The organism is Terriglobus sp. TAA 43, assembly GCF_000800015.1.
In the GTDB taxonomy this organism is placed as follows: Bacteria; Acidobacteriota; Terriglobia; order Terriglobales; family Acidobacteriaceae; genus Terriglobus.
This window is the reverse complement of sequence record NZ_JUGR01000001.1, coordinates 1,436,315-1,448,673: the sequence shown is the minus strand read 5'-3', so window position 1 is coordinate 1,448,673 and position 12,359 is coordinate 1,436,315. Positions and strand designations below refer to the sequence as shown.

8 protein-coding genes and 1 tRNA gene are annotated in these 12,359 nt (G+C 53.2%); 6 read left to right on the top strand and 3 right to left on the bottom strand.

The annotated features are described in order from the left end of the window. Positions 1-102: 102 nt before the first annotated feature. The gene (locus tag M504_RS06045; RefSeq protein WP_084214151.1) at positions 103-3,633 is read right to left on the bottom strand and encodes a carboxypeptidase-like regulatory domain-containing protein; all 3,531 of its coding nucleotides are present in this window, start codon (positions 3,631-3,633) and stop codon (positions 103-105) included. 262 nt (positions 3,634-3,895) lie between these two features. Here M504_RS06045 and M504_RS06040 point away from each other — a divergent pair, with 262 nt between their 5' ends. Together M504_RS06040 and M504_RS06035 are read left to right on the top strand one after the other, a co-directional pair. Then, positions 3,896-5,323 (top strand): ATP-binding protein, encoded by a 1,428-nt coding sequence (locus M504_RS06040; protein ID WP_047489073.1) that lies wholly within the window; start codon positions 3,896-3,898, stop codon positions 5,321-5,323. Between the two features lie 9 nt (positions 5,324-5,332). Continuing rightward, positions 5,333-6,028, top strand: coding sequence for a response regulator transcription factor (locus M504_RS06035; RefSeq protein ID WP_047489070.1), 696 nt, complete (start codon positions 5,333-5,335; stop codon positions 6,026-6,028). Between the two features lie 415 nt (positions 6,029-6,443). On the opposite strand, the gene M504_RS06025 is transcribed toward M504_RS06035, so the two are convergent. Further along, complete coding sequence (locus tag M504_RS06025) at positions 6,444-8,036, bottom strand: outer membrane beta-barrel protein (protein ID WP_047489064.1); 1,593 nt, start codon at positions 8,034-8,036, stop codon at positions 6,444-6,446. A 127-nt stretch (positions 8,037-8,163) separates the two neighbouring features. Here M504_RS06025 and M504_RS06020 point away from each other — a divergent pair, with 127 nt between their 5' ends. Both M504_RS06020 and M504_RS06015 read left to right on the top strand, forming a co-directional pair. Beyond that, positions 8,164-9,330, top strand: coding sequence for a cell wall metabolism sensor histidine kinase WalK (locus M504_RS06020; RefSeq protein ID WP_047489061.1), 1,167 nt, complete (start codon positions 8,164-8,166; stop codon positions 9,328-9,330). After that, a complete protein-coding gene (locus M504_RS06015; RefSeq protein ID WP_084214149.1) occupies positions 9,312-10,043 on the top strand; it encodes a response regulator transcription factor in 732 nt (243 codons plus the stop codon). Before M504_RS06020 ends, M504_RS06015 begins: the two co-directional genes overlap by 19 nt. Positions 10,044-10,460: 417 nt before the next feature. Here the strand turns inward: M504_RS06015 and M504_RS06010 are convergent. Further along, positions 10,461-10,536: transfer RNA gene (locus M504_RS06010), tRNA-Glu, on the bottom strand. A gap of 123 nt (positions 10,537-10,659) precedes the next feature. Here M504_RS06010 and M504_RS06005 point away from each other — a divergent pair. Both M504_RS06005 and M504_RS06000 read left to right on the top strand, forming a co-directional pair. Beyond that, a complete protein-coding gene (locus M504_RS06005) occupies positions 10,660-11,373 on the top strand; it encodes a queuosine precursor transporter (protein WP_047489055.1) in 714 nt (237 codons plus the stop codon). Then, positions 11,370-12,335, top strand: a complete 966-nt coding sequence (locus M504_RS06000; RefSeq protein WP_047489052.1) for a magnesium transporter CorA family protein — start codon at positions 11,370-11,372, stop codon at positions 12,333-12,335. Before M504_RS06005 ends, M504_RS06000 begins: the two co-directional genes overlap by 4 nt. Positions 12,336-12,359: the final 24 nt, after the last annotated feature.

The following is a 12,359-nucleotide window of genomic DNA, read 5'->3' as shown; positions in this document are numbered from 1 at the left end:
CATCGGTTTAGACGCGTAAGCGTGAAAACCCTTTTGATGCTTTGATCCCAGGCAAAGAAAGAGCCGCAGGCCGAGCCTGCGGCTCTTTGCTTTTAGACGCTCCTAAAATTCCAAACGCAATGCCGCTTGTCCGGTTCTATTACCCGCGTTCTCTGAGGTTTGCGCCGCTGACAGAACACCAAAGGTTGACGGGTTATCGATCTGTGTTGCCGGAGGAGCGAAGTTCGTGTGATTCAGCACATTGGTAAAGCTCGATTCGAATCGCAGATGGATATTTTCGTATATCGCGAACTCCTTTGCGGTACCAAGACTGATAGCGATGGTGCCTGGACCTTGCAGCATGCCTACCGCTGCATTTCCAAAGCGTCCTGCTCCCACTGGTGTTGCGGAGAAGGCAGACAGATTGAAGTACTGTTGTCGTGATTGGCCGCGATAGAGATCACGTGAGATCACATCTGGACGGAGTGTCGCCGCACGGTTGGTGACATTGGTGTTGGACTGATCGTTGGTCTGTGATTGTCCAGCGCCGGTGTTTGGACAACTTCCATCGTTGCTTGCATTTGCCTGACAGCCACCAGGGCTGATGCTGGGTGTGAGCCATTGGCCGGTCTCTAACAACGTCACTGTATTGAGGTCCCAACCTCCGAACACCCGGCTCATCCAGCCAGAGCTGAGATGTGCTTTGCCGGGTCCAAATGGTAGCTGGTATACGCCAGTGATCAGTGCGCGATGCCGCCTGGTACCGGAGACGTTCCCATAGTTGTTGCCAACGTGGAAGCGATCGGTGATAGGGATGCCGTAGTTGACTTCGCCGGCAAATGCTGTTGGCGTGTCACCTTGATTGTCCGCAAGATTCTTTGCCATCGTATAGCTGGCGTCTAACGTCAAGCCCTTGCTACTCGTGTGACGCTCTTCCAACTCAAGGGCATCGTAGTTGGCTCGGCCGGCATTGAAGGTACTGAAGAGTTCAAACCAATTAGGGTACGGTGCACGTGGATCGACATAGGGACTTGCTGTCGTGGTGGCGTATGGAGTCTTGCTTGCCGCGATCTGATTCAGGTCCTCTGTGATGCTGAGGCGATAGGTATGCATGCCCACGTAGCTCGCACGAAGCGTATCGGCTTTGCTTACCTGATGTTCTATCGTAAGGTTCCACTGATTCGACTGCGGATCGCGATAGTTCGGATCGACACCCTGGTCGAGACTGCCTCCGCCGTATTGTGTTGTGACTGTAGAGGGAGAAGTTTGCGGGAACTGAATGGCCGGATGCGTTCCCGATGCGTCCGTCACGAGTGAGTTGGTGTAGGTGTGAAGGTTTGACGTGGGGTTACCGCTGTTGTTGAAGGACAACGGGCCAAGGTTCGTCATGGTAAAAATTCCGAAGCCGCCACGAATGACTGTTTTTGTGTCGTTGAAAGGACGATAAGCAAATGCGATGCGTGGTTGCACGTTGCCCCAATACGTGTTGCGTAGACCGCGAGGAACGCCAGCCTGACTCGCCGTCTTGTAGTTTGTGCAGGGAAGCGCGCCATAGCCAAGGTTACAAGCGTTGAACGACTGCTGAAAGGCAAGGTTTGAGTTCTGAAGATTCTGTTTCTTCAATGTGTCAGCAAGAGCATCAGGAACAATGATGCTGTTGGTACGCTGGTCGAAGTTGGCTGCATCGCCATCAAGGAGATAGAAGGGTGGCAAGACGGTCCAGCGTATGCCAGCGCTGATGGTCAGTTTCGATGTGACTTGAAACTCATCCTGCAAAAATGCGCCCGTCTGCCATGCGCGGCCGGCAACGTCGGGGCTTGATACCGCGAAGAAAAGGTTGGTTGGCGCTCCGATCAGGAAGTCGCCAAAGGCATTGCCGGTAAACGTGGATTGGAACGTGAACTGACCAAAGTCGTCGGAGGGAAGGAACAATTCCACATCCTGATAACGCACGCGGCGAATGTCGATGCCTGCCTTGAAAGTATGTTTGCCCAATGCAAGCGTAACGTTATCCGAGAACTGAATGGTATTCGATTTCGTTATGCCTGTTTTATCGCGACCGATCTGAGTAAAGCCTGTGCCGTTGCTGAAGTTGAAGGTTGGAAACGCGTTGGTATTGGGATGTTGACTGGTGTCAACACCCTGCAGGTCAAGCTGATGCAATGCATCAATACCCCTGATTCCGAAGTTCACGTTGGTGAGGACATTTGTGAAGCCGAAGCGAAACTCATTCAGCAGATGCGGCGTGATGGTGTAGGTGTGAGAGACGAGCAGGCTGCGGTTGTGAATGCTATCCACATCGTTTGGCAGCAGCGGATTCGCAACATTCTGCGTGATGTTTTTGCGGCTGAAACGTGCGTAGATAGACTGCTTGCTGTTTATGGTCTGATCGATCCTGAGATCGGCGCCATCCGTGCTGGCGGGTGTTGATTGGAAATGCTCGTAGTTATAGTTGGACTGCCCTGAGACATTGGGCAACGGATAGTATGCGAGCAATGCCTTTGCTGTTGGGCTGATCCTGCTTGCCGCAATCTGCGGGCCTCCAAGATCCGAAAGGTCGCCATTGCGTTCTGTCTGCGTAGGTACAAGGAATTGTTGTGCAACGGATAGTCTGCGGCGATTGCCCTCGTAGGTGGCAAAGAAAAATGTCTTGTTGTGGCCGTCATATATATGCGGTAGAGCGATTGGGCCACCGATGGAGCCGCCAAAGGTATTAAATCGCTTCGGAGCTTTGCCACTGAAGCCGTAAGGCGACGCATCAAGCGCATCGTTCTGTAGATACTCAAACAGGCTTCCGTGGTAACTGTTGCCACCGCTCTTCGTAACGAAGGTTACGTCACCCACCTGTGAGAATTCCGCATTGTTGTTGAAGGCCGTAATCTTCATGGCCGCGATGCCTTCCTGCGAGGGATACGCGTCCTGCAGAGCACCGTTCGAACGCACGTTCGCGGTTGAGATGCCGTCCACGGAGAAGTTCACCATGGAAGAGCTGGCGCCCCCAATGGCAATGTTGCCGGAGCTATCTGTCTGTACGTTTGGCGAAAGACCAAGTGCGCCGATTGGGCTGGTGGTGCTGGCACGATTGTTCAGCGGAAGCTGCGTCAACTCCAGGTTGCTTTTCTCATCACCAATTGCTGCGTTTTCCGTATTGATGACGGCACTGCTCGCTTCTACGTTGACCACTTCGCCGTTTGAGGATACGGCGAGCGTCACCGGGATGCGAAGCTCCTGCCGCGCCGCAAGGGTGACGGAGGACATGATCGAATCAGCAAATCCATCACTGTGTACAGTCACACGGTATTGACCGGGCTTCAGGTTTTCGAGGTTGAATTCGCCAGCGCCGTTACTCGTCACAATGTGGTCGGTGTTTTCTGCCATGGAGTGCACCGTTACCGTAGCTGAGGGGACGACTGAACCAGTTGCATCCTGCACGGTGCCCCGTACGGTTCCGAAGGTCGATTGGGCATTGGCGACAGCGGCCATGGCAAGAGAGAGTACGACAGCCTGTAATCCGTGCTTACGGAGCGAGCACTTGGTCGATGAGCCGTGGCTCGCACGCTTTGCGTGGATGAGCCAGCGAAGATACGCGACTGAGGTCGTCGAAACCGTGCCCGTGCGGTGCGTATCGCCCTCCTTCTGAATTGAGTTCTGCATAAAAAGCCTCCTTCGGGTTAAGGCCCCGATAAGGCGATTTCAAGACAGATGAGATCAGGAAGGCATAAGGATCGTCGTAGGAATCGTAAAGAATGTGAACTATTTTCAGAGCAGCAGGATTAGGCACTTCGGTATGCAAGACAGGCACTCGCCGCATGCCTCGTCTTCGAGTGAGGGTTGGATCGCTTCAAGGCTCGATGTGTAGCGGGAAGGGGCTTCTTTACGGACTTTTTATGCGCTCCATCGCTATTCTTGCGTTGTCATGGTCTCGATCAGAGAGCTGCCCTTTAGATCGATTGTTTGGGCTCTGGGCGGCAGTCTGATCGTGTTGGTAACGGGCTTTCTCTCTCTCGCCCGCGCCTTTGAGCCTTCGGTCACGATCCCGTTGTACTTGCTACTGACGGTTATCATCGCGTGGCGGGCAGGTTTTGGGGCTGCGGTCGCTGTTGCAACGTGCGCCACCCTGGGTCTGGATTTCTTCTTTACCGAGCCCCGATTTTCCTTTGTGGTCACGTCAAGACAGGACGTATTCTCTCTCCTGATCTTTGCGGCTGTATCCCTTCTCATAAGCCATCTGTCCCGACGTATTCGAGCGAATGCCGATCGGCTTGGGCATTCAGAAGCAGAACAGCGTGCCCTCTACGAGTTATCTCGCAGTGCACTTCTTCTCGATTGGAAAACGTCTGTTGATGAACAACTGTGTTTTCTGATTCAGGAGCGCATGAGACTCAAGGGTGTTGCACTTTGGGATGAACGTGAAGCTACGTTCACTTCCTCTGGAGATACTGGCCACGCTTCGGATCGTTTACAAGCAGCCTTCCGAGCAGAGCGGAGCTATGATCTTCCGAACCATCTTGAAAGTGTTCGTATCCTGCGATTTGGAGTTCGCTCGGTAGGTGCGATGCTCTTTCGTGGGGATATCGATCAGCTTACTGCCGATTCCATTGCCACATTAGTCGCCACGCACCTTGAACGCATTCGCGCACTGAAAGCGGAGGTGGCAGCGGAATCGCAGTCCGTATCGGAGCGCTTGCGTACCGCTGTGCTTGATGGCCTGGCTCATGCGGTCAAGACTCCGTTAACAACGATTATTGCATCCAGTTCCGGTCTTCGCGAGATTGGCAGTTTGTCCACTCTTCAAGACGAACTTGCCCGAGCGATCGAAGAGCAAGCCTCGTATCTAGCCGATTTAACGGATCGTCTCCTGCGAACTGCGAAGCTCGATAACGCGGCTGTCTTGCTCAAACCCCAACCGACACATCTTGAGGATTTGATTCATGCTGCCATCGGAGAATTGAGGACGGCATATGATACGTCCCGTATTCATATTGTCGGCGAGACCGATTTAGATGTGTCCGTCGACCCGGAGCTGTTCCGGATGATCCTCGTCCACGTGTTAGAAAATGCTCTGAAGTACAGCGTCGATGCGACTGCGGTCACGATGCGTGTCGGGGTAACAGGCAATGCCTTGATCTTCTCCGTTCACAATGAAGGCTCGTACGTTCCGCAAACGGAACGAGAGCTTGTATTCCAGAGGTACTACCGGACCGAGTCGATGCAGCATCGTGCGCCCGGAACAGGTATTGGGCTGTCTGTGGCGAAACAGGCCGTCGAAGCCCACGGCGGTCGCATTTGGTTGGAGAGCGATCAAGATGCGGGCACAACATTCCTTATCACGATTCCCGTCTAGGAGATCATTGTGCATCAAGGATCAGTATTGATCGTAGAAGACGATTCTGCTCTTCGACATACCATCTCCAGCACGCTGAGTGCCCTGGGATTTGAAGTACGCGACGTGTCGAGTGGCGAAGCAGGGATGGAAGAATTGAGACATCATCAAGCGGAAGTTGTGCTGCTGGATCTCAATATGCCTGGCATGGGAGGTATGCAGGCGGCAGCTAAAATGCGTGGAACTTATCCCGGACTCGGAATCATTGTCCTGACCGTCAGGGACCGTGAGGAAGACAAAATTCAAGCTCTTGATGCGGGAGCGGATGATTTTGTGACCAAGCCCTTTCGCATTCCTGAACTGGCCGCTCGGATTCGGGCCGCGGTACGTCGCTCTCGAACCTCCACAGATGAACCTGTGACCCACTTGAAGTCAGGCGACATCCACCTTGATCTGACTGCGCATCGTGTAACGAAGGCCAACGAGGAAGTGCACCTGACGCCAAAAGAGTTTGAGCTTCTATCCGTGCTTATGCAGTATGCCGGAAGCCCCTTGTCTCACCATAAGCTTTTATCCACCGTATGGGGACCGGAGTATGGAAATGAGCGGGAGTACCTTCGTACATTTATCAGTCAACTTCGTCGAAAGCTTGAGAGAGATCCATCCAACCCGGAATATCTACTTACTGAAAACTACGTTGGGTATCGATTCAGCGCTCAAGACTGAGAAACCGACACTCTTCGCTCATCTGTTTGTCGCACCAAGCCTATGTGATCTATAGGGCTTGGTGCCGCTCGTTCATGCGATAGTTCATAGTCAGGTGAGAAGGCCGCGAACGACACAACCACTCAGGAAAAGTCCCGTCGCGAGCAGGAGTACCCCGATCACGCAACGAGTCGAGGTACTCAGTTGTCCTTGATTGATCACTTTGAGTGCTCGCTCTTCGCCAAGAAAAGCTGCTAATGCCTTAGCCATGGTTTGAGTTCGCATCATCTGCCAACCGAGGGTCAACAACAGACATGCGAATGCCGCGATACCAAAATAGGCGTATAGGTTCAAGAGAAACATTGTCGGCCCGAAGCACCTTTCAACTCATGGCGAGGATGGGAAGACGATGACGGAGAGGGCAGGGAAGGAGGTGTTACCACGCTCCTTTCTTTCCTCCGTACCACCAGACCAAGCCAAGAGTCGCCGTGTCCTGATGATTCACGTGGGCTCCCGCGGTGCCGCGCGGAAAGAAAGCCTGATTGCTCCAATCTCTCCGATACTCCAGCATGGCTTGAAATCCGTCACCAAAATGATGGGTGTAAGTTGTCGTCACTTCCTTGAGCGCCTGTGTTGTTCCGCTAAACAGACCGCCGCGGTCCGAGAGATATTCGGTGCGCGCCGCCAGCGAGGAAGACGGTGTGAGCTGATAGCTTGCATACGCCGCGCCGCCGTCTGTATGCGACGGTGCTGAGGATTCTCCCGGTGCAGCATTTGCCCATTGACGTTGGATCACGTAATCCGCTTCTCCACCCAACAGGAGCTTGGGCGTCACTTGCCAACTGGCATAGGTGTCGAAGATGTGAGTCTTGCCGTTCTGCGGGTCAGCAATCGGAGTAAAGCAAAGTCCCGGTTGCAAAGGGGCAGTGCCACAGTTGCTGGAGGTCGCCACGTCGGGGTGTTCCTGGCCCAGGTAATAGTTCACAGTCCAATTGATCGACTTAGTCGGTGTCAGGTTGAGTCCGAACATTTCGTCCTTGAAGGAATTGAAAGGCTCTGTCTGCTGCGTGCCGTTGGTTAGCCAGTAGTTGAATGCGACTTTGTCGTTGAGCTGATAATTCGCACGTAAGCCCATGTGATAGAAGGGCAGGAAATAGAAGTAGAACGATCTGGTGTAGTTCAGCTGGTCCTTTGTATAGTTCGCCTCGTAGCCCAGCGAGCTTGCCCACTTTCCAAAGTCGACAGTCAACCCTTTTCCGAGCGGCGCGACGTAACGGCCGTAGGCTTGAAAGACGTTGCGATAGATATCCGGACGATTCTCATTCGCGGGATTGCCTTGTAATGTGGCAGTCGCTTGTCCAAACTGAAGATCCACGCGTCCTCCGAAGCGCCGACCTTCTTCGGGTGCCGTCGGCAGCTCAAAGATCACACCTGCTTGATTCAGACTGAACGCGTTGCTGAGAACGTCATACGCGCGCAATGAATTCACGCGGCCCGCTGGATGGTTGGTGTTGTATTCGTAATATCCATCCAAAATTACGTTGACGGTCGCTCCCAATGGCAAGGACAAAGAGCTTTTGGGTGCGGCATCGATCGCCGGTTTGGGTTGTTCCAGTGTTGCGCTGGTCGTCGTCCGTTGGGTAATGGGCGACGTGGGTGTATGTGCATTGTGCAGCTCGAGAAGCTGTTTCTTTAGCTGGTCCAGCTCATTCTGCAGGTCTTCGACTTTCTTTTCGAGATCAACCGCATTGGCAGCCTTCGCCTGGTCGTTTGCCGAATTGCCTTGCGCGGACGCGGACAAAGAAGTGAACAGAATTGCCAGCGTGACGACGGCAGTTCGCACTGGGTAGGAATAGTTTCTACCCTCTGGAATGTGGTTGTTTTCCATCGTGGCTTCGTTCTGGTGATATTGCGAAGCCCTGAATCGCTTGCCATCAACGTGGAAGTGGTACAACACCCAAATTAGGAAGGAAAGTACAACCGGGCCCAACACGAATGCTAGAACCTGGGCCAGGGGAACAGTTTGCATCAAAGGCCTCCAACTACAGCCTCATTACAGGTCCGAAGGCCATATCAGAGACGTTAAAAGTTCATATGGAAGTCATATGAATGCTGACTGCGCCGATTGCATACAATTATCGTGAGCGCGGTTCACCATGCAGATTCTGTCCTACCTCTCTCGTAAGAACATCGCTCTTCGTTCCTTCCTGTCTGTGTTGTTTATCTCTGGTCTTATTGGGGCGCTAGCTCCTCTTCACCGGGCGCTGAGCGTGACTACCATTGGATTCACTCTGTTGCTCGGTGTCTTGTTCATCTCAATCCATATGGGGAGCAAGCCGGCGTTGGCTGCGAGCGTCGTCGCTATGCTCGGATATAACTTCTTTTTCCTGCCACCTCTCTTAACGCTGACGATTGAAGACCCGCAGAACTGGGTGGCGCTTGCCGCCTTTTCGATCACCGCAGTCGTAACCGGCCAACTCTCAGCGCATGCGCGACAGCGTGCCCTGGAGGCAGAGGAAGCTCGACTAGAGTCCGAACGCCTTTACCGGGAACTCCGTTCTGCCTTTGAGATCGCAAGCCAAACCGAAGCGATCAAACGCAGCGAGCAAATGAAGTCGGCGCTGCTGGATGCCGTTACTCACGACCTGCGGACACCGCTGACATCGATCCGCGCCGCCGCAACAACCTTGCGTAAGGCATACGTCTCTGGTCAGCACATCGAGAGTGAATTAGAGGAAGAGTTGATCGGTATGGTCGATGAGGAAAGCCTGCATCTTGACCAACTGATTAGCAGCTTCGTTGAGTTGGCGCGCGTGGAGTCGGGCCACATGTTGCTTAAAACAAGTTGGAGCTCTCTTCAGGATGTGACAGGTGCTGCTATCAAACGGGCGGAGAGAATGAGCGGGGAGCACGCGATCGTGGTTGAGATTCCCGATACGTTGCCGTTGCTGAATATTGATGAGCGCGCGCTTTCTGAAGTGGTGTATACGCTCATCGACAACGCTAAGAAATACTCGCCTCCCAGGTCGAAAGTAACTGTCACTGCAAGAATGTCGGAATCGGGCATTGAGGTTTGGGTTCACGATGAAGGAATCGGCATAGCGGCCGCGGATGCAACACGGGTCTTTCAGAAGTTCTATCGAGGCGACGAGACGCGTGTCAGCACACCACACGGACTTGGCGTGGGCCTCGCGATCGCAAAGGCGATTGTCGAAGCCCACGGCGGTGTCATCTGGGTAGATCAGCCAGGAGGAGCGACGGGCACGACGATTAAGTTTCATATCCCGGTGCGCGAGGAGAATGTATGCCTACCCAACCAATGACTGTGCGGCGACGCGTGCTGGTGGTCGACGATGAATCTTCCATCACACGAACTCTCCGCGCCAGCTTTCTGGCGAATGGCTACGACGTGCGAACTGCTCACGATGGAGTTTCCGCACTCAACGTCTTGGAAGACTGGGATCCTGAAGTCGTTGTGACAGATCTGACCATGCCAGAAATGGATGGCGTTGAACTCTGCAAGCGAATTCGGAGTTATTCGTCCATTCCGATCATCCTGCTATCGGTACAAGACGCTACAAGTGCGAAGATTCGCGGTCTTGATGCGGGTGCGGACGATTACGTGACCAAGCCCTTTAGCATCGATGAGCTACTGGCGCGTGTCCGAGGTTCTCTTCGACGCCTGGACGCCTTAAGGACGTCAGATTCAACATCAACCGAACCCAAGATGCTGCGCACCGGTGATTTCAGTGTCAACACTCTCACCCGTCATGTGACGGTGAGCGAAATTGAAGTGAAGCTCACGCCGCGAGAATATGACCTGTTGTTATTTTTTCTGCGAAACGTGGATCGTGTCCTGACGCATTCTTCGATTATTCAATCGATCTGGGGACCGCACAGCACGCATCAGCCAGAGTATCTTCGTGTTCTTGTGGCCTCGCTCAGAAAGAAGATTGAACGTGATCCGAACCATCCACAGTATTTGCTTACCGATCCCTGGGTCGGCTATCGCCTGAATCCTAATCCCGAGGACTAACACTCGCTTGCTTCCGACCTTCGCAGCAGATCAAGTTACATCCAGCAAAGCGAAACCCAGTCAGTGTGATAGGCAGATTGGCATAGCTCAATAAGAAGCTGTGTTTCCGCAAAGTCGCTTTTCTTCAATGTGCGGATAAGTGAGCGCTTTTTGTTGATTCTCATCCAGGCCGTAGAACGGCAAAGACGAGCTGCGCGTCTTCGAGACACACCGATTTTGAAGGGACGAAGGATACTTCTTTCTCAAACAAAGAACGGGGCCGCACGTATCGTCTATTTGAACGACCTCGGGATGAACATCCTGAATTCGTTGGTACGCTATCGGACGACTCTGGCACCAAGAAGTAAAGCCGTTACCACAGCGTGACCGTCTTCTCAAACGAGAAGTTATTTATGAAGCTAAGTTGTTGATGGGAAATGGCGTCCCCGACGGGATTCGAACCCGTGTTACCGCCGTGAAAGGGCGGTGTCCTGGGCCACTGGACGACGGGGACGCACCTGCACTCAAGCGTGGGATCACGCTGTGCCATTTCCAAGATTAGTCGTATCTGCGCTCGATGTCAAAATTTGCAAAATGTTCTTCTGTGGAACGGTGCTAGTCTCCAGTGGAACGCAAAATGACTCACACGCACAGTCAGCCCTCTCGCCGTTTGTTGGATGTATTGCAGGTGGCATTCGTCGTCATTCTGCTGGTGTCGAATCTTCTCGCGCAGAAGATATGCCTCATTGGCGGTCTGCCAGTTTCAGCGGCTATTTTGCTCTTTCCCATCACGTACATTTTTGGAGACGTATTCACGGAAGTGTATGGATACGCTGCTTCGCGTCGTGCTATCTGGCTTGGCTTCTTTGCTACGGCTTTGCTTTATGTCGCAGCAGCATTGGCGATTAAGCTTCCAGCCGATCCCTCTTGGCACAATCAGGAAGCTTTCTCGGCTGTCTTCGGATTCATCCCTCGCATTCTTGCTGCGAGTCTTGCGGCTTTCTGGTTCGGAGAATTCGCAAATAGTTACGTCATGGCCAGGTTGAAGCTGCTGACAAACGGACGCTGGCTGTGGACCCGCACCGTCGGTTCCACCGTCGTTGGACAAGCGATCGACACAAGCCTGGTGGTAGTGCTCACGTTTGGTGGCATCATTCCCGCAAGAACGATGTTCTTCATGATTCTCAGTAGCTATGCGTTGAAAGTTGGATACGAAGTATTGGCAACACCGCTCACCTATGTCGTCATCTATGCTCTGAAGCGAATCGAAGGCGGGGAAAGTTTCGATCGGCACACGTCCTTCAATCCGTTTCGGTTTTCAGAGAGAAAGGCTGCTTCCTCCACAGAATGATAACGACATACTACGATCGCGCGGGTCAGTTGGAGATCGGTGCAGAAGGCGATTTGAAGGATGCTGCATGGATTGATCTCTATGCGCCGTCTCCCGAAGAAGAACAACGCGTAGAAGCAGAATTAAAGATCACGATTCCGACTCGCGAAGAGATGCGTGAGGTAGAGAGCAGCAGTGCGCTCTACCACGAAGGCGACGCCACTTATATCACGGTCCGTGCGGTGGAGCGGGGAAGCAGGGGAGAGCCCGGACTGACGAGCTTTACACTCGTCCTGGTACGGCAGCAATTCATCACGCTGCGGTATGCAGAACCAAGATCCTTTGCGCAGTTTCTCGCACGGACACACAAGCCTGAGCAGGCCTTTCCATCGTCGCAGTCGTTGCTTCTCTGTCTGTTGGAAACAATGGTCGACCGTGATGCTGACATCCTTGAAGAAATTGGCGATGCGCTGGATCCCATCTCGCTTGAGATCTTCTCGCGCGATACGTCTTCGTCTATGGAAAGCATCGCAGCAAAGGATTTAAGCCAGGTCCTGACACGCATTGGAAATGCAGGGGAACTCGCAGCGCGCGTACGCCAAAGCCTCCACAGTATCGGTCGCGCTCTTCCTTTCTTGAAGCTTGAAATTGAGAGCCATGCAGCTCTTGATACAAGACTGAAAACGCTCACGCTGGATGTGCAGTCGCTACTGGAACACGACAACTTTCTTCAGACGCAGATTCAATTTCTGCTTGATTCCAATATCGGGCTCATCTCCATTCAGCAGAATGCGATTATGAAGACGCTGAGCGTGGCGGCGGTGATCTTTCTGCCGCCCACGCTAATTGGTTCCGTTTACGGAATGAATTTTGAGCATATGCCTGAATTGCACTGGGCCCATGGCTACCCTTTTGCGCTCGGTTTAATGCTCTTATCAGTCGTTCTTCCTTTGGCGTTCTTTCGCATGCGCCGCTGGTTCTAGTCGGCGGACAAAACGATGCAGCTT